Source organism: Brevundimonas sp., from assembly GCF_041919755.1.
Lineage (GTDB): Bacteria > Pseudomonadota > Alphaproteobacteria > Caulobacterales > Caulobacteraceae > Brevundimonas.
Window position 1 is genome coordinate 31,150 of sequence record NZ_JAYRTD010000010.1, and the last position, 16,152, is coordinate 47,301.

The 16,152-nt window shown below is 66.3% G+C and carries 17 protein-coding genes; 8 read left to right on the plus strand and 9 right to left on the minus strand.

Translation table 11 applies throughout. The features are described 5' to 3' along the window. Positions 1-14: 14 nt before the first annotated feature. From ACE3TH_RS11985 to ACE3TH_RS11995, 3 genes are all read right to left on the minus strand, one after another. On the minus strand, positions 15-1,004 hold the full coding sequence (locus ACE3TH_RS11985; RefSeq protein ID WP_374599941.1) for an aldo/keto reductase: 990 nt from the start codon (positions 1,002-1,004) through the stop codon (positions 15-17). A 72-nt stretch (positions 1,005-1,076) separates the two neighbouring features. Next, positions 1,077-2,903, minus strand: a complete 1,827-nt coding sequence (locus tag ACE3TH_RS11990) for an aminopeptidase P family protein (protein WP_374599943.1) — start codon at positions 2,901-2,903, stop codon at positions 1,077-1,079. A 9-nt stretch (positions 2,904-2,912) separates the two neighbouring features. Next, positions 2,913-3,785 (minus strand): 50S ribosomal protein L11 methyltransferase, encoded by an 873-nt coding sequence (locus tag ACE3TH_RS11995; protein ID WP_374599945.1) that lies wholly within the window; start codon positions 3,783-3,785, stop codon positions 2,913-2,915. Positions 3,786-3,877: 92 nt separating this feature from the next. Here ACE3TH_RS11995 and ACE3TH_RS12000 point away from each other — a divergent pair, with 92 nt between their 5' ends. Further along, positions 3,878-4,558, plus strand: coding sequence for a hypothetical protein (locus tag ACE3TH_RS12000; protein ID WP_374599947.1), 681 nt, complete (start codon positions 3,878-3,880; stop codon positions 4,556-4,558). A 76-nt stretch (positions 4,559-4,634) separates the two neighbouring features. On the opposite strand, the gene ACE3TH_RS12005 is transcribed toward ACE3TH_RS12000, so the two are convergent. From ACE3TH_RS12005 to thiS, 3 genes are all read right to left on the minus strand, one after another. Next, positions 4,635-4,847: a DUF3126 family protein gene (locus ACE3TH_RS12005; RefSeq protein ID WP_296168566.1), complete on the minus strand. Its 213-nt coding sequence runs from the start codon at positions 4,845-4,847 to the stop codon at positions 4,635-4,637. A gap of 62 nt (positions 4,848-4,909) precedes the next feature. Continuing rightward, positions 4,910-5,689: a thiazole synthase gene (locus ACE3TH_RS12010; RefSeq protein WP_374599949.1), complete on the minus strand. Its 780-nt coding sequence runs from the start codon at positions 5,687-5,689 to the stop codon at positions 4,910-4,912. Positions 5,690-5,748: 59 nt separating this feature from the next. Continuing rightward, on the minus strand, positions 5,749-5,946 hold the full coding sequence (gene thiS / locus ACE3TH_RS12015) for a sulfur carrier protein ThiS (RefSeq protein ID WP_374599951.1): 198 nt from the start codon (positions 5,944-5,946) through the stop codon (positions 5,749-5,751). A 95-nt stretch (positions 5,947-6,041) separates the two neighbouring features. Between thiS and aroQ the strand changes: the two genes are divergently transcribed. From aroQ to aat, 4 genes are read left to right on the plus strand one after another with little or no spacing between them, the layout of a single operon-like run. Continuing rightward, complete coding sequence (gene aroQ / locus ACE3TH_RS12020; protein WP_374599953.1) at positions 6,042-6,509, plus strand: type II 3-dehydroquinate dehydratase; 468 nt, start codon at positions 6,042-6,044, stop codon at positions 6,507-6,509. A gap of 19 nt (positions 6,510-6,528) precedes the next feature. Further along, complete coding sequence (gene accB / locus ACE3TH_RS12025) at positions 6,529-7,044, plus strand: acetyl-CoA carboxylase biotin carboxyl carrier protein (RefSeq protein ID WP_374599955.1); 516 nt, start codon at positions 6,529-6,531, stop codon at positions 7,042-7,044. 10 nt (positions 7,045-7,054) lie between these two features. Continuing rightward, a complete protein-coding gene (gene accC / locus ACE3TH_RS12030; RefSeq protein ID WP_374599957.1) occupies positions 7,055-8,407 on the plus strand; it encodes an acetyl-CoA carboxylase biotin carboxylase subunit in 1,353 nt (450 codons plus the stop codon). A 5-nt stretch (positions 8,408-8,412) separates the two neighbouring features. After that, on the plus strand, positions 8,413-9,108 hold the full coding sequence (aat, locus tag ACE3TH_RS12035) for a leucyl/phenylalanyl-tRNA--protein transferase (protein ID WP_374600074.1): 696 nt from the start codon (positions 8,413-8,415) through the stop codon (positions 9,106-9,108). Here the strand turns inward: aat and ACE3TH_RS12040 are convergent. Together ACE3TH_RS12040 and ACE3TH_RS12045 are read right to left on the minus strand one after the other, a co-directional pair. After that, a complete protein-coding gene (locus ACE3TH_RS12040; protein ID WP_374599959.1) occupies positions 9,075-9,713 on the minus strand; it encodes a DUF2155 domain-containing protein in 639 nt (212 codons plus the stop codon). The genes aat and ACE3TH_RS12040 overlap by 34 nt on opposite strands. Then, a complete protein-coding gene (locus ACE3TH_RS12045) occupies positions 9,710-10,102 on the minus strand; it encodes an NADH:ubiquinone oxidoreductase subunit NDUFA12 (protein ID WP_374599961.1) in 393 nt (130 codons plus the stop codon). Before ACE3TH_RS12045 ends, ACE3TH_RS12040 begins: the two co-directional genes overlap by 4 nt. Positions 10,103-10,306: 204 nt before the next feature. On the opposite strand from ACE3TH_RS12045, the gene ACE3TH_RS12050 reads away from it, so the two are divergent. The 3 genes from ACE3TH_RS12050 (at position 10,307) to ACE3TH_RS12060 (ending at position 14,249) form a co-directional block, all read left to right on the plus strand. Then, the gene (locus ACE3TH_RS12050; protein ID WP_374599963.1) at positions 10,307-12,682 is read left to right on the plus strand and encodes a TSCPD domain-containing protein; all 2,376 of its coding nucleotides are present in this window, start codon (positions 10,307-10,309) and stop codon (positions 12,680-12,682) included. A 91-nt stretch (positions 12,683-12,773) separates the two neighbouring features. After that, positions 12,774-13,262: a pentapeptide repeat-containing protein gene (locus ACE3TH_RS12055; protein ID WP_374599965.1), complete on the plus strand. Its 489-nt coding sequence runs from the start codon at positions 12,774-12,776 to the stop codon at positions 13,260-13,262. Positions 13,263-13,346: 84 nt separating this feature from the next. After that, positions 13,347-14,249, plus strand: coding sequence for a pentapeptide repeat-containing protein (locus ACE3TH_RS12060; protein ID WP_374599967.1), 903 nt, complete (start codon positions 13,347-13,349; stop codon positions 14,247-14,249). A gap of 39 nt (positions 14,250-14,288) precedes the next feature. Here ACE3TH_RS12060 and aspS read toward each other — a convergent pair whose 3' ends face one another. Next, complete coding sequence (gene aspS / locus ACE3TH_RS12065) at positions 14,289-16,121, minus strand: aspartate--tRNA ligase (RefSeq protein WP_374599969.1); 1,833 nt, start codon at positions 16,119-16,121, stop codon at positions 14,289-14,291. Positions 16,122-16,152: the final 31 nt, after the last annotated feature.

The following is a 16,152-nucleotide window of genomic DNA, read 5'->3' on the forward strand; positions in this document are numbered from 1 at the left end:
CACCAGGCGATCATTCAACGATTCAGGGCCGCTCGACCGGCGGGCGCATAGCGATCTCCTGCTGCCGCGTTCTTGGGAAACACTGCCTCGATCCGCGCCAGGTCTTCAGCCGTCAGCACGATCTCCGCCGCCGCCGCATTGTCTTCCAGTGTCGATATCCGCCGCGTGCCCGGGATCGGCACCAGATGCGGCCCTTGCGCCAGCACCCAGGCCAAAGCCAGTTGCGCGGCCGTCACGCCCTTGTCCGCCGCGATCGCACCGACAGCGGTGACCAAATCCAGGTTCTTCTGAAAGTTCTCGCCCATGAAGCGTGGATTGGTGCGCCGGAAGTCATCGGCCGTCAGGTCGTCGATCGACTTGATCTCACCGGACAGGAAGCCACGTCCCAAGGGGCTGTAGGGCACAAAGCCGATGCCCAGTTCATCGACGGTCGCCAGGATTTCATCCTCCGGCTCCCGGCTCCACAGAGAATATTCGGTCTGCAGGGCCGTTATCGGATGGGTCGCATGCGCCTTGCGGATCGTCTCGGGCGCGGCCTCGGACAGGCCCAGAAAGCGGACCTTGCCCTCCGTCACCAGCTCGCCCATCGCCCCGACTGTCTCCTCGATCGGCGTGTTCGGATCGACGCGGTGCAGATAATACAGATCGACGTGATCCATGTTCAGCCGCTTCAGGCTGCCCTCGATCGCGCGGCGAACATTGGCGGGCGACCCATCGACCGTCAGCGCCGTGCGCTCCGCATTGTAGCCGATGCCGAACTTGGTCGCGACGAAGGCCCGGTCCCGCCGATCCGCCAGCGCCTTGCCGACCTGGATCTCGTTGGTGTGGGGGCCGTACATCTCGGCCGTGTCGAACAGGGTAATGCCCAGATCCAGCGCCCGGTGGATGACCGCCGTCGCCTGCGCCTCGTCCGACGCCTGACCATAGAAGGCCGCCATACCCATGCAGCCCAGACCGATGGCCGAGACCTCGGGACCGCTCCGGCCCAGTGTGCGGGTTTTCATGGGGCGCTCTCCTTATGTGATGGGACCGACGACAGCTTCGTCAGCGGCACTTCAGATGCGCACCGCCCCGGATCAGTTCAAGGGTTCGCACTGACGCTTCAGCCATGCCAGCGCCCCCTCGTCCTTCTGCACGCCCTCCGCCAACAGCGGCCCGACCTTGGCCAGCACTTCGGCGTGATAGGCGTCGACATAGGCGCGCTCCTCGGCCGTCAGCAGCGCCACATCGATCAGCCTGCGATCCAGCGGGGCGAGGGTCAGTTGCTCGAACCCATGCATGGGCCGCTCTCCACCCGGGATCGGCTCTGGTGCCGTCACGACCTGCAACGTCTCGATCCGGATGCCCCAATGTCCTTCGCGGTAGTAGCCCGGCTCATTGGACAGGATCATACCGGTCAGGAGGGGCTGGCTGTTGAACGCCGTCGCTATGCGCTGCGGGCCCTCGTGCACCCCCAGATAGGAGCCGACGCCGTGGCCGGTGCCGTGGTCGTAGTCGAAGCCGGCGTTCCAGAGCGGCTGGCGCGCGATGGCGTCCAGCTGGTGCCCCGTCGTCCCCGCCGGAAAGCGGATGACGGCCATGGCGATGTGGGCCTTCAGCACCAGGGTATACATCCGCCGCTGGTCCGCTGTGCCCTCTCCTATAGCCATGGTGCGGGTCACGTCGGTGGTACCGTCCAGATATTGCCCTCCGCCGTCGACCAGCAGCAGGCTGCCCTGCTCCATCTTCCGGATCTTGGCCCCCACCGGCTTGTAGTGCGGCAGGGCCCCGTTGCCACCAACGCCGGCGATGGTGTCGAAGGAGAGGTCCTTCAACATGCCCGTCGCCTCGCGGAAGCCCTCCAGCGCCTCGACCACGGCGCGCTCGTCCGGCAGTTCGACCTGCGCCACCGTATCGACCCAGTGCAGGAAGCGTGTCAGGGCCGCGCCGTCCCGGATATGCGCCTGACGGCTGCCCTCGATCTCAACCTCGTTCTTCTGGGCCCGTGGCAGGGCGCAGGGGTCCATGCCGCGCACGATGGTGGCTCCCGCGGCTTCCAGCCGGTCGAAATACCAGGCCGAGGACACCGCCGGATCGATCAGCACCTTCTGGCCGGACAGGCCGTCCAGGGCGCCAGGCAGCGCCTCGGGGGCCTCCAGCAGCACCGCATCGCCCAGCCAGCCGGGCAGTGCATTGGTCACCTTGGCGGGATCAAGAAAGACCCTGGCCGTACCGTCGGCCTTCACCACCGCCTGTCCCAGCGGCAGGGGCGTGCGGATCACGTCGCCACCGCGAATATTGAACAGCCAGGCCAGCGAGGACGGTGCCGTCAGCACTGCGACCTCAGCGCCCCTGGCCGCAATCGCCTGACCGATCCGCGCGCGCTTCGATGCGGCGCTTTCACCGGAATAGCGATCGTCATGCGGCACCACCGGGGCCTGCGGCTGTGCGGGGCGATCGGCACCCCAGGCCAGATCGATCGGATTGGCCTCGACGGGCTTCAGCGTCGCGCCGGCCTTCTCCACCGCCGCCCGCAGGGTCGCGAGCGCATCGGGGCTATGCAGGCGCGGGTCGTAGCCGATCACCGATCCCGCCGGAACGCCTTCCAGCCATGTCGACAGCCTGTTCAGTTCGACGCGCTCGAACAGCGCCTCGTCCGTCTGGGCCTTGACCTGCACCGTATAGCGGCCGTCGACGAAGACCGCGGCCCGGTCCATCAGCACGACACCGGCCCCGGCCGAACCGGTGAAGCCGCTAACCCAGGCCAGCCGCTCGTTGGCGTCGGGCAGATATTCGTTCTGATGCTCATCCTCATGCGGCACCAGCAGGCCGTCGAGCCCCTGCGCCTTCATCTCCGCCCGCAGCAGCGGCAGGTGTTTCGCCCCGAAGGACGGATCGGTCGTTTCGTCGAAGGTCTGGCGCATGACGGCTCCTTACGCCTCAGCCTTGCGCAGCTGCAGCGCGCTCCAGGCATCGTGATGGATGGTCTGTTCGACCACGAATCCCAGCGGGCGATAGGCGTCCAGAACCCGCTCCTCCTGCGTCCTCAATAACCCCGACAGGATGGCCACCCCGCCCGGCTTCAGCGCAGCGGCGATGTCCGGGGCCAGTTCGACCAGCGGCGCGGCCAGGATGTTGGCGAAGACCAGATCGTACGGCAGATGCTGAGCGATCCGCTCATCGTCCAGACCGCTTGCGAAATAGAAATCGCATGTCGCATCGTTGATCGCGGCATTCTCGTTCGCGATCCGGGCGGAGGGCTCGTCGATATCGGTGCCGACGGCGACCGGTGACCCCGTCTTCGCCGCCGCAATGGCCAGCACGCCCGTGCCGCAGCCGACGTCCAGCACCTTGTCGAACCGCTCGGTCTCCAGCAGCCGGTCGAACGCCTCCAGACAGCCAACGGTCGTACCATGGTGGCCGGTCCCGAAGGCGGCGCCCGCATCGATCTTCAGGTTCACACGCCCCTCGGGCACCTTGCCCTGATCATGCGCGCCATAGACGAAGAACCTCCCGGCCTCGACCGGCGGCAGACCCGACAGGGACATGGCCAGCCAGTCTGCGTCGGCCAGAACCTCGACCTCGACCGTCAGACCGTCGTGCGCCCGCAGCCGCGCCTCCATGCCGTCCGCCTCGGCCTGGGTCGTCGGATAGCCGTCGATCCGCCAGACGTCACGGTCCTCGTCCTCCTCCAGGATGGAGTAGGTGGCCCCCTCCAGCATCACATCGGCGTCCAGCGCCTCAGCCGCCGTCTCGGCCACCGCGCGAGGGCCGCGGGCGACAATTTGAACTGGGCTGTATGACATTTGAAAACACCGCTATCATAACGACTCGGGACACGCGCTGGCGTGCTCTCTCGCGCCAGCATCATCAATCGCACCGAGGGGTCGGGGACCACATGGCTAAATTACCGTCTACGCCGAGCACGGCAAAACCGAAACCGGCGGCGACCGCCGCTTCCAAGCCTAAAGCGGCCGCAAAGTCGAGTGCCGTAAAGGCCGCCGCGACGAAACCCGCGACCAAGACGACCACCGCCAAGCCTGCCGCCAAGTCCCCCGTCGCTGCAAAAGCCGCAGCCAAGCCCGCTGCCAAGGCGACCGCTCCCAAGGCCGTTGCGGCCAAGCCCGCCACCAAGGCCCCGGCTGCAAAGGCCGCGCCTGCAAAGACGGCTTCGACCAAAACGACTACGACCAAACCCGCTGCGGTAAAGGCTCCGGCGGCCAAGCCCGCCGCCAAGACCGTCGCGCCCGCCAAGGCCGCCGCGCCCAAACCCGCCGCGAAACCGGCCACCAAGGCCCCGGCTGCAAAGTCCGCCGCCAAGACTGCGCCCAAGCCGGCGTCGACGGCCAAGACTGCCGCCGCGGCCAAGCCCGCCGCAGCGCCGAAGCCCGCTCCTGCCGAGGCCCCCAAGGCGACACCCGCACCCGCGGCTGCACCAGTGAGCGCCGCCGCTTCGACGCCTGCAACGGCACCCAAGCCCGCTGCAGCCGCCGCACCCTCCCCGGCCCCGGCCCCGGCCAAGGCCGAAGAAAAAGGCTTCTTCGCCAAGCTGGGCGACATCATCTTCGGCAAGAAGTAGTCCAAAGCCCGAATAGAAGAAGCGCCGGCGGATCGCTCCACCGGCGCTTTTTCATGCCTGTTTCGGCAGAGACCGATCAGTCTGCGGGCAGGTCTTCCGCCAGGATTGCCATCTCGAACATGAAGCTTCCGGCCTCGTCCTCGTCCTCGAAGACCACGCCGATGAACTCGTCGCCGACATAGACCTCGGCGGAATCGCTGGGCTTGCCGCGCGGCTTCAGGATGATGCCGCCCGTGTTGAAGGTGCGCTTCAGGTGCGTCTCGACGCGCTTCATGTCGGCGGTATTCATGGTGGACCTCGTCTCAAATCGTTGGCGCGGAACCTAGAGGGCCAGGGCCGCAAGGGAAACCCCTAGATCAGGCCGCTGAGCGGCGAACTGGCACTGGCATACATCCGCTTGGGCATCCGCCCCGCCAGATAGGCCTCGCGGCCAGCGATCACCGCATGCTTCATGGCGCTGGCCATAAGGATCGGATCCTTTGCGCCCGCAATGGCCGTATTGGCGATCAGGGCGTCGCAGCCCAGCTCCATGGCGATGGTCGCATCCGACGCCGTGCCCACGCCCGCGTCGACCAGCACTGGCACGGTCGCCTGTTCCACGATCAGGCGGATATTGACCCTGTTCTGGATGCCCAGGCCCGAGCCGATGGGACTGGCGGCCGGCATGATGGCCGCAGCCCCCGCCTCCTCCAGCCGCTTGGCCATGACTACGTCATCGGTGCAATAGACCATGACGTCGAACCCGTCCTTGACCAAGATATCCAGCGACCGCAGCGTCTCGAGCATGTCGGGATAAAGGTGCGCGCTGTCCGACAGAACCTCCAGCTTGACAAGGTTCCAACCGCCCGCCTCGCGCGCCAGACGCAGGGTCCGCACCGCCTCCTCACCTGTGAAGCACCCCGCCGTATTGGGCAGGAAGGTGAACCGCTCCGGGCTGACATGATCGACCAGCATCGGCTGGCCGGGGTCGGACAGATTTACCCGCCGCACCGCCACGGTCACGATCTCCGCCCCGGCCGCCTCGGCCGCGGCCGCATTCTGCGCATAGTCGGCATATTTGCCGGTCCCCACGATCAGGCGCGAGGAAAAGGTGCGACCGGCGACGGTCCAGGTGTCGGGAGCTTGGGTCATGGGCGTTGACCTAGTCCGATCGGCGCGACGGGAAAACCCACGTCACCGCTTTTGATCGCTTACCCCCCACCCACGAACTGAACCAGTTCGATCCGGTCCCCCTCCGCGAGCGCCGTCATCGCGTGCAGCGATCGGGGCACGATCTCCAGATTGCGTTCCACCGCCACCTTGCGGACATCCAGCCCCAGGGCCTCCACGAGCTCCAGAATCGTCCGCGCGGTCACTTCGCGCGTATCTCCGTTGACTTGAATGCGCATACCGTTACGTCAATCCGTTCATCGTCGCGCTTTGACCCGCGCGGTCCGTCAGTTAAAAGGCCGCCCGATTCATCGGCGTCCAGCGCCCGGAGCTCATGCCCCAAACGTCCGTCATCTACGTCCTGAACGGCCCCAACCTCAACCTGCTTGGGGTTCGGGAACCGGATATCTATGGGCATGAGACGCTGGCCGACATCGAAACCCTGTGCGTCGCCGCCGCCGACGGGGCCGAGATCGTCTTTCGCCAGACCAATCACGAGGGCGAATTGATCGACTGGGTGCAGGAGGCACGCGACAAGGCCTCGGCCCTGGTGCTGAACGCGGCGGGCTATACCCACACCTCCGTGGCCCTGCTGGACGCATTGAAAACCCTGACGATCCCGATCGTCGAATGTCACCTGTCGAACCCGGCGGCGCGCGAGCGTTTCCGGCACCGATCCTATGTTTCGCCGGTCGCCGCCGGCATCATTTCGGGCTTCGGCCCGATCAGCTACGAACTGGCCGTCAAGGCCGCCCTCGGCCTGGTGCAGGAACGCAGCCAGGATTCGGACCGTTCGGTTTAAAGGACAGAGAGAGGCTCACATGGCCGATTCCAAGACCCCCGCGCTCAAGAACGACGCCGAGATCGACACCGCCCTGGTGCGGCAACTGGCCGACATCCTGAACGACACCGACCTGACCGAGATCGAGGTCGAGCGGGGCGACCTGCACATTCGTGTCGCGCGCGAAGTGACCGTGTCGGCCCCGGTGCAGTACGCCGCGGCTCCCGCCTATGCACCACAAGCCCCCGCTGCCGCCCCTGCAGCGGCGGCACCTGCCGCGCCCATGCCGTCGGATCCCGCCACCATCGTCGCCAAATCGGGCGAAGAGGTGAAGTCGCCGATGGTCGGCACCGCCTATCTGCAGGCCTCGCCCGAGGCCCCGCCCTTCGTCCAGGCCGGTGACACGGTCAAGAAGGGTCAGACCCTGCTGATCGTCGAGGCGATGAAGACGATGAACCCGATCCAGGCCCCGCGTGACGGCGTCGTGGTCGAGGTCCTCGTCGGCGACGCCCAGCCCGTCGAGTTCGGCGAACCTCTCGTCCTGCTGCAAGCCTGAGGCACGGCGTATGTTCACCAAGGTCCTAATCGCCAACCGCGGCGAGATCGCACTGCGTATCCACCGCGCGTGCAAGGAGATGGGCATCTCCACCGTCGCCGTGCACTCCGAGGCCGATCGTGGAGCCATGTGGGTTCGTCTGGCCGACGAAAGCGTCTGCATTGGCCCGGCTCCCGCCGCCAAATCCTATCTAAACATCCCCTCGATCATCGCGGCGGCCGAAATCACCGGGGCCCAGGCAATCCACCCCGGCTATGGCTTCCTGTCGGAGAACGCCCGCTTCGCCGAGATCGTCGAGGCCCACGGCATGACCTTCATCGGGCCAAAGCCCGAGCACATTCGGGTTATGGGCGACAAGATCACGGCAAAAAAAACCGTCATGGACGCCGGCATCCCTGTCGTTCCCGGCTCTGACGGCGAAGTCGAAACGGTCGAGGCTGCTATCGAGGCGTCCAAGACCATCGGCTTTCCGCTGATCGTCAAGGCGGCCGCCGGCGGCGGCGGGCGCGGCATGAAGGTCGCGCTGACCGCAGACGATCTGGTCGAGGCCGTGCAGACCGCCCAGTCGGAGGCCTTGGCCGCCTTCGGCAACGGCGCCGTCTATATGGAGCGCTACCTCCAGAAGCCGCGCCACATCGAAATCCAGGTCATCGCCGACAGCCACGGCAATGTCGTCCACCTGGGCGAACGCGACTGCTCGCTGCAGCGCCGTCACCAGAAGGTGTTGGAAGAGGCCCCCTCACCCGCCCTGTCGGCCGAAGGTCGCGCCAAGATCGGCGAGACGGTCAACAAGGCCATCGCCGCCATCGGCTATCTGGGCGTCGGCACGATCGAGTTCCTCTGGGAAGACGGCGAGTTCTTCTTCATCGAGATGAACACCCGTCTGCAGGTGGAGCACCCGGTCACGGAAATGATCACCGGCGTCGATCTGGTCCGCGAACAGGTCCGCATCGCGGCCGGTCTGCCGCTGTCGTTCAGTCAGGAAGACATCGCGTTCAACGGCCACGCCATTGAGGTGCGGATCAACGCCGAAAACCCGGAAACCTTCACGCCGTCTCCCGGCAAGGTCACCGATTTCCATGCCCCTGGGGGTCTGGGCGTGCGGCTGGATAGCGCAATCTACGCCGGCTATTCGATTCCGCCCTACTACGACAGCCTGATCGGCAAGCTGATCGTGCACGGTCGCGACCGCGAGGAGGCCATAGCGCGCCTGAGGCGCTCGCTAAACGAGGTTGTCGTCGGCGGGATCGACACCACCATTCCCCTCTTTCAGCGCCTGTTGGCCGAACCTGACATCCTGTCCGGCGACTATGACATTCACTGGCTGGAGAAGTGGGCGGCGCGTCAGAAAGCATCGGCCTAGACCGGGTGGAGGAGCCCGGCTTCAGTGCCAGCAGCCCCTTTGGTGCTTTCGGGCCGGATGAGCTGCTGCACTGCTACGCTACCGGCGTCTTTCCGATGGGCGAGGCGCGCGATGACCCGCGCATCTTTCTGGTCGAGCCGGAGCAGCGGGGCGTCATTCCGCTGGATGCCTTCCACATCCCGACCCGCTTGCGCCGCACCGTTCGTAGCGAGACCTTTGTGGTCCGCATCGACACGGCCTTCGATGCTGTCGTCGATGCCTGCGCCGCCTCCGCTGCGGGCCGTGAGGACAGCTGGATCAACGCCCCGATCCGTCGGCTCTACATCGCACTGAACGCGCGCGGCCAGGCTCATTCCATCGAGTGCTGGCAGGACGAGCGGCTGGCTGGTGGCCTGTATGGCGTGACCCTGGGCGGAGCCTTCTTCGGCGAAAGCATGTTCAGCCTGGAGCGCGATGCATCCAAGGTGGCCCTGGTCCATCTGGTGGCACGGCTGAAGCGCGGGGGCTGGCGGTTGCTGGATACCCAGTTCCTGACCACGCATCTGGCCCAATTCGGCGCGGTCGAGACGCCCCAGGCCAACTATCTGAAACGGCTCAAACCTGCCTTGGCGGTCAAGCCCAACAGCCGCAGCCTGTTCGAACCCATGTCCGGCGAAGCTGCGGTCTTCTATGCCTTGCAGCCGACGATCCACGCATCATAAAGCGGATGCTGCAGGCTGCTGACCGCAGGTGAAGACGCGAACATCCAGCCGCGGAACACCTGGCGCTGCTCGCCACGCATTACGCCACGCGGTTGCAGGCTGACATCCAGATAGGCGATGGCATCCGCGACCTGCTCGTCGCCCGCCGACACCTCGCAGGCCCGTGCCGAGATGATCAGGGCCTTCTCGAACCGTACAGGACGACCGCCGACCTCGACCTCGAACCGCATGGAGCGGGCCGTGATCTTGTCGATCGCCTCGACGATGGCGACGCGACGACGCTGGCGGCGCAGCGGCTCTGTCGATGTCACAACCGGTGCGGGCGCTACGGCCGCGACCTCTTCCTCGACGGCCTCTTCGATCGGCGGCGCGATGACCACCACCGGCTCAACCGGGACAGCGGCACCGGCCTGCTCTGGCGAGACAGGCGCGGCCTGCGCCGGCGGCGTGCTCGGCGTCGTCTGCTGTCGGTTCAGGTCGGCGGTCGTGCCCTGCACGGGCACGGCATCCTGCGGCAGGTCGTTCAAGGCCGAGGCGATGACGCCGCCAGACACCAGCATGGCCCCGGCCGTCACCCCTGCCAGGATCAGGCCACGGGGGTTCATTCCGGGCTCCAGGCCTCATAGTCGCCGGTCGCAGCGGGGCGTTTGCCGTCGGCAGCCAGAGACCCTTGCGGCTTCCACGCCATCGGTGTGCCGGTCAGATTGGGGACGTGGTCCAGTTCCCAACGCTGCCGGGCCAGAGGAGCCACAGTCGGTGGCTCGTCCAGGGTGTAGTGCAGCCAGCCGTGCCAGTCGGGCGACACCTTCGAGGCGTCCGCATAGCCATTGTACGTCACCCAGCGCCGCCTGCGACCGTCATAGCTGGTGGTATCGCGGGACTGATAATAGCGGTTGCCGAACTCGTCCTCGCCGATGAGTTCCCCGCGCTTGGCGATGGTGAAAAGCGTCCCTAGCGTCGCGCCGCTGGTCCAGCCGAAAATCTTGCCTAGCACGTCAGGAAATCCACTCGTGATTTGTCGCGGCAAGTCGCCGGCGACACGCTGCAACATAGAAAATGCCAGACGGTTCGTCCAGCCGCGCGACCGCAGCGGCCAACTCAACATCTTGGGGGTAAACCCCGACCAACCCGCCAGATTTATTGCCGAACCTCCCGAGACACCGCTAGTCTGCGGTGGCAGATCGCTCTGGACATCCGCATGCCTCTTTTGCTTGCCGCGCTCGACAGCCGAACCCCTTGGGAGCCGCGCGATCTCGAGCGCGCGGACAGGGTCGTGACGGTCAAGGCACCTATCGGCTGGACCGACGCCCAAGTGGAGGCCTGGCTGGACTGGGCAGCCGTCGCGCCAGCCGAAACGACGTCAGCCAGTCTCAGCGCGGCCATTGAAGACTACGTCAAGACGCTGGCGGTCGCGAATGACGCCGACCTGGTCGCCTCCCTTAGACTTGGACTGGTCACGCCGGCCCTTGGCCAGGCCGTTGAAGGCGGCATCCACGATCTTTCGGACCCGGCCGCCGAGCAGGCCTTGAGCGCAGAGATATCCCGACGACGGGCTGGACGCCTGGCGGCGGGGGCCGTCGAGGCCGTTTGCGCAGCCCTGTCCCGGGTGGCCGAGGCCGTGGATCGCTGCGAAGGTCCGCAGGCCGATTGCGCCGATCCCACACGCAACCCGGCCCTCGCTCGTGCGGCCGCGCAGGCGCGACTGGCCGGCGCTGACGACCTGGACATTCTGCGAGCGTCGAGAGGCGAGACGCCTGGCGCGCCGGAACCGACCGCCCGTCCGGCTCCCCTACCCCTCATCGCATTTGCAAACCGCCCCATGATCACAGCTTCGCCTCGACCGATAGCTGATCTCATGGCCGACGGCGATGTCGTCGTCGTGTCTGAGGCTGAACAGGCGCAGGCCTTGATCGACATTGGCGACGCTCCCGGCATTCTGCTGTCGATGCCTGCCATCGCCGCCGTGTCCGGCGACGACCGTCTGGCGCTCGTAAAATCCCTTTGTTGTGCGTGGGCGAATGCGCTGACCGCATCGGATCAGCCTTTGGCCATCGGCTTGGGCGGCCTGGCCGATGTCGCGCTGTCCGCTCCGGATCCTGCCGCCTTTGCCGAAGAGATGGCAGGGGTGGTGCGAGAGGCCGTCGGTGTCGATCGTCGCCTCGGCGGCATCGTCGATGATGCGGAGGCGAACCTGCGGCTCGGCCTGTCCGCATTCGCGTCGACCGAGGTCTGGCAAACGGGGGACGGGGACGTGCAGTCGCGCCTCCGGCCTTCGATCGCCGCGGCCATCGCCCGAGTGGACGGCGATCTCGCATCCGCCGAGCGCCACCTGTTCGGTCATCGGACCCTGATGAACGCCCCCGGCATCGACCACGCGGCGCTTCGCGGTGTCGGCTTCACGGACGTCGAGCTGGACGCGGTCGAGACGGCCTTGCTGAGCGTGGAAAGTTTGGCCGACGCATTTCGAACGCCGGTGCTCGACGCAGGCTTCCTGCGGGATGTTCTCGGCGTGACGACCGAGCCCTCTGATCTGCTCACGACGCTGGGCTTCGACGCCGATACGATCGCGCGGGCCTATGCCTGGGCGTTTGGCCACGACGATCTGTCAGGCTGGGAAAGCGCTCCGGAAGCGTTGAGCCATATCCTGGCCGATCCCGCTGCATTCGACGCGCAACTGACGAGCACGTATCTGGAAGCGCTGAATGCGCCTGATACGAGAGCGCTCCTGCTGGACTGGCGCGCCTCCATCGACGACGTGGCCGATAAGCTGGTTTCTGCGGCTCAAACGGGCGCGCAGGCGGTGCGGTTCCGGCGGAACCCCGCCCCGGCCGACTTCGCCCTGGATCTGCCCGCGCTCGACGACCGCCCCCGGCGCGAGGAGCCGTCGACCCCGCCGCCATCCGAGCGCATCGTCGAGAAGGTGATCGAGCGGGATCGCACCCGCCGCAAGCTGCCAGACCGCCGCAAAGGCTATATCCAGAAGGCCGCCGTCGGTGGCCACAAGGTCTATATTCACACTGGCGAGTATGACGACGGCGAACTGGGCGAAATCTTCATCGACATGCACAAGGAAGGGGCCGCCTTCCGCTCGCTGATGAACAATTTCGCCATCGCCATCTCGATCGGGCTGCAATACGGAGTGCCGCTGGACGAGTTCGTGGACGCCTTCGTCTTCACCCGGTTCGAGCCGGCGGGACGGGTCACCGGCAACGACTCCATCGGCTCGGCGACATCCATCCTCGACTACATCTTCCGCGAGCTGGGCGTCAGCTATCTGGGCCGGACCGAACTGGCCAATGCGGACGCCGAGCCGCTGGATGCCGACGGCCTGGGCTCCGGTAAGGCCGACGAGCTGGTGCCCGCAGCCCATTACATTTCCAAGGGTTTCGCCCGAGGCGCAGCCCCCGACAACCTCGTCGTCCTGCCCTTAAGTCGCCCTGACACCGTCCACAGACCCGCCTCACCCGTCGCCGCTGATGCCTGCTCCGCCTGCGGTGACTTCACCCTGCAGAAGCGCGGCGGCGTCTGGGTATGCGACGCCTGCGGGGTCGCGCCCTCGATGCAGGGTGGCTGAGGTCAGGGTACGCCACGGATCGTAAAGACCTCTGCACTAGGCTGGTCCCGATATTGCAGTGCTGGTCATGCCAGCTTCGGAGCCTGCCTGAATGAAACGCGTGCTGATCCTCGCCGTCGCGCTCGTCGCCACCGCCGCCTCTCCCGTCCTCGCCCAGAACGCAGGCCAGATCGCGCGTGTACGCGGTGGGGCCAGCTGCGCGGGGTGCAATCTGTTCCAGGGCAGCTTCACCGGGCTTCAGGCCAGCGGCCTGAACCTGAACGGGGCCCGGATGCGCCAGTCGGACCTCAGCCTGGCCGTGATGAATCGCACGCGCTTTTCGAACGCGGACCTGCGCGATGTCGAGGCCTATGGCGGCGTCTTTTCGAGTTCCAGCTTTGCAGGCGCCAATATGACCAACGCCAGCTTCGTGGGTGCCTATCTGGACGGGGCCAATTTTTCGGGCGCGACCCTGACCGGGACCAACCTGTCAGGCGCGACGCTGCTGCGTGCGACGGGCCTGACCCAAGGCCGCCTGAACCAGGCCTGCGGTGACGAAACGACACGCCTGCCGCGTGGCCTGACTATCCCCCGCTGCTGACGCGTCAAGCCACGGTCACAGATGCGGCGACGACCTTACCGCGATTTAAGTAGGGTGGATGGGCGTTTGCAGGCATTAAGGGGCGTGTCCCAGATCAACCTGACCCTTTCCCGTCGCCTTGCCGCCGCCCTCGGCGGAGCCGTGGCCGCGCTTGCGATCGCCGGATCGGCCTCGGCCGAGGTGACAATCCAGTTCCAGTTTCAAGACCGAGACGTGGCCCGGATGGTGTCGCTGGGCGGCTCGTGCAGCCGGTGCGAACTGTCGGGCCGCGACCTGACGGGTGCCGCCTTTACGGGGGCCAGCTTTCTGAACGCGACGCTGGTCGGTGCCAACCTGCGTGGGGCCGAACTGGTCGGCTCCAACTTCTCGGGCAGCGATTTCAGCCGGGCCGATCTCAGCGGTGCCGAGATGGTCGGGGCCAACTTCACCGGCAGCAACTTCAGTTCGGCCAATCTGACGGGCGTCGAGGCCATGGGCGCATCGCTGATGCGGGCGCGGCTCGCTTCGGCCAATCTGACCGGCGCGGAACTGAACGGTGCCAATCTGAACGGTGCGGTCCTGACCAGCGCCTCCCTGCGCGGCGCAGAGGCCAACGGCACGACCCTGGCCAACGTCAGCGCCCGGTCAGCCAACTTCAACGGAGCCGAACTGGCGGCATCGAACCTGTCGAACGGCGACTTCCGCAATGTGGACTTCCGCGGCGCGGTCCTGAACGGGGCGCGGCTGACGGGTGGCCAGTTCAGCGGCGCGAACTTCACAGACGTGGACTTCAATCGTACCGATATCCGTGGCGCGAACCTGGTTGGGGCACGCGGCCTGAGTCAGGAACAAATCGGCAGGGCCTGCGGCGACGCCTCGACTCGCCTGCCCAGCGGTCTGACAGCCCGGACCTGTCGCGGCGTGACTCTGCGGATCGTACCGCCGGCACCGCCTGCGCCGCCGGTTCCGCCCCGGACCCGCAACTTCCTCATCGCCAGCGGCAACTGATCGAAGGCCCCGTCACCCACGGGGCCTTCATTGTAATACTCAGCCCTTCAGCGGCATGGCCGCACGGATGTGCAGTTCCTTGTACTGACGCTCGGCCGCGTCCGACGGCGCGCTCATCAGCAGATCCTGCCCTTGCTGGTTCAGCGGGAAGGCGATGACCTCGCGGATGGCGGTCTGATTGGCCAGCAGCATGACGATCCGGTCGATCCCGGGGGCCAGACCACCGTGAGGCGGCGCGCCGAAACGGAAGGCATTCAGCATGCCGCCAAACTGCTCCTCGACCACCGAGGCGTCGTAGCCGGCGATGTCGAAGGCCTTGAGCATGATCTCGGCCTTGTGGTTCCGGATCGCGCCCGAGCACAGCTCATAGCCGTTGCAGACGATGTCGTACTGATAGGCGCGGATGGTCAGGGGGTCCTGGGTCTCCAGCGCCTCCAGCCCGCCCTGCGGCATGGAGAAGGGGTTGTGAGAGAAGTCGACCTTCTTCTCTTCCTCGGACCATTCGAACATCGGGAAGTCGACGATCCAGCAGAACTTGAACTGGTCCTCGTCCACCAGCTGCAGCTCGGTGGCGACGCGGGTGCGGGCCAGGCCGGCGAACTTGGCAAAGACGGAGGGCAGTCCAGCGGCGAAGAAGGCGGCATCACCCTTGCCCAGACCCAGCGCGCTCATAAGGGCGTCGGTCGGCTCCTGACCCAGATTCTTGGCGATCGGGCCGCCCCAGGCCTGCTGGTCGTCGGACCAGAAGATATAGCCGAGGCCGGGCTGGCCCTCGCCTTGCGCCCACGAGTTCATGCGGTCGCAGAAGGCACGGCTACCGCCGGTCGGGGCCGGAATGGCCCAGACGGCGTTCTTGTCGTCGGCGCCGAGGATCTTGTTGAACAGGCCGAAGCCGCCGTCGCGGAAATGGTCGGAGACATCCTGCATCTTGATCGGGTTGCGGGTGTCGGGCTTGTCCGTACCGTACCACTTCATCGACTGCTCATAGGTCAGGCGCTCGAAGCCGGTGTGCTCCATCGTCTGGCCGAAGTCGTTGGTGAAGGTGTGGGTGCCAGCAATGGGCGAGACCGGCTTGCCGTCGGCGAATTCCTCGAACACGCCGTGCATGACGGGTTCGATGGCGGCAAAGACGTCTTCCTGCGTGACGAAGCTCATCTCGACGTCGAGCTGGTAGAACTCGAGCGAGCGGTCGGCGCGCAGGTCCTCGTCACGGAAGCAGGGCGCGATCTGGAAGTAGCGGTCGAAGCCGGAGACCATGAGCAGTTGCTTGAACTGCTGGGGCGCTTGCGGCAGCGCATAGAACTTGCCGGGATGCAGGCGCGACGGCACCAGGAAGTCGCGGGCCCCTTCCGGCGACGAAGCGGTCAGGATCGGCGTCTGATATTCAAGGAACCCCTGATCGACCATGCGGCGGCGGATCGAGGAGATGACCTTGGACCGCAGCACGATGTTCTTGTGCAGGGTCTCGCGGCGCAGATCGAGGTAGCGGTGCTTGAGGCGGATTTCCTCCGGGTACTCCGGTTCGCCGAAGACCGGCAGCGGTAGTTCGGCCGCCTCGGACAGGACTTCGACGGCCAGAACCTTCAGCTCGACCTCCCCGGTGGGCAGGGTCGCGTTCACCACCGAGGCGTCGCGGGCGACGACTTCGCCGTCCACGCGGATGACGCTTTCGGCCCGGATGCGCTCTACCGCCTCGAAGCCCGGCGTTTCCGGGTGCAGCACCAGCTGCGTCAGGCCATAGTGATCGCGCAGGTCGATGAACAGCAGGCCGCCGTGGTCGCGCTTCCTGTGCACCCAGCCGGACAGACGGACATTGGTGCCGGCATCGGTCAGACGGAGGGCACCGCAGGTGTGGGAGCGATAGGCGTGCATGGTCGTTTCGTCTTGTCGAAAGGAATGGCCG

Excerpts from the sequence above, each read along its gene's own strand:
- ACE3TH_RS11985 (WP_374599941.1), bottom strand. The coding sequence starts at position 1,004 with ATGAAAACCCGCACACTGGGCCGGAGCGGTCCCGAGGTCTCGGCCATC.
- ACE3TH_RS11990 (WP_374599943.1), bottom strand. The coding sequence starts at position 2,903 with ATGCGCCAGACCTTCGACGAAACGACCGATCCGTCCTTCGGGGCGAAA.
- ACE3TH_RS11995 (WP_374599945.1), bottom strand. The coding sequence starts at position 3,785 with ATGTCATACAGCCCAGTTCAAATTGTCGCCCGCGGCCCTCGCGCGGTG.
- ACE3TH_RS12000 (WP_374599947.1), top strand. The coding sequence starts at position 3,878 with ATGGCTAAATTACCGTCTACGCCGAGCACGGCAAAACCGAAACCGGCG.
- ACE3TH_RS12005 (WP_296168566.1), bottom strand. The coding sequence starts at position 4,847 with ATGAATACCGCCGACATGAAGCGCGTCGAGACGCACCTGAAGCGCACC.
- ACE3TH_RS12010 (WP_374599949.1), bottom strand. The coding sequence starts at position 5,689 with ATGACCCAAGCTCCCGACACCTGGACCGTCGCCGGTCGCACCTTTTCC.
- thiS (WP_374599951.1), bottom strand. The coding sequence starts at position 5,946 with ATGCGCATTCAAGTCAACGGAGATACGCGCGAAGTGACCGCGCGGACG.
- aroQ (WP_374599953.1), top strand. The coding sequence starts at position 6,042 with ATGCCCCAAACGTCCGTCATCTACGTCCTGAACGGCCCCAACCTCAAC.
- accB (WP_374599955.1), top strand. The coding sequence starts at position 6,529 with ATGGCCGATTCCAAGACCCCCGCGCTCAAGAACGACGCCGAGATCGAC.
- accC (WP_374599957.1), top strand. The coding sequence starts at position 7,055 with ATGTTCACCAAGGTCCTAATCGCCAACCGCGGCGAGATCGCACTGCGT.
- ACE3TH_RS12040 (WP_374599959.1), bottom strand. The coding sequence starts at position 9,713 with ATGAACCCCCGTGGCCTGATCCTGGCAGGGGTGACGGCCGGGGCCATG.
- ACE3TH_RS12050 (WP_374599963.1), top strand. The coding sequence starts at position 10,307 with ATGCCTCTTTTGCTTGCCGCGCTCGACAGCCGAACCCCTTGGGAGCCG.
- ACE3TH_RS12055 (WP_374599965.1), top strand. The coding sequence starts at position 12,774 with ATGAAACGCGTGCTGATCCTCGCCGTCGCGCTCGTCGCCACCGCCGCC.
- aspS (WP_374599969.1), bottom strand. The coding sequence starts at position 16,121 with ATGCACGCCTATCGCTCCCACACCTGCGGTGCCCTCCGTCTGACCGAT.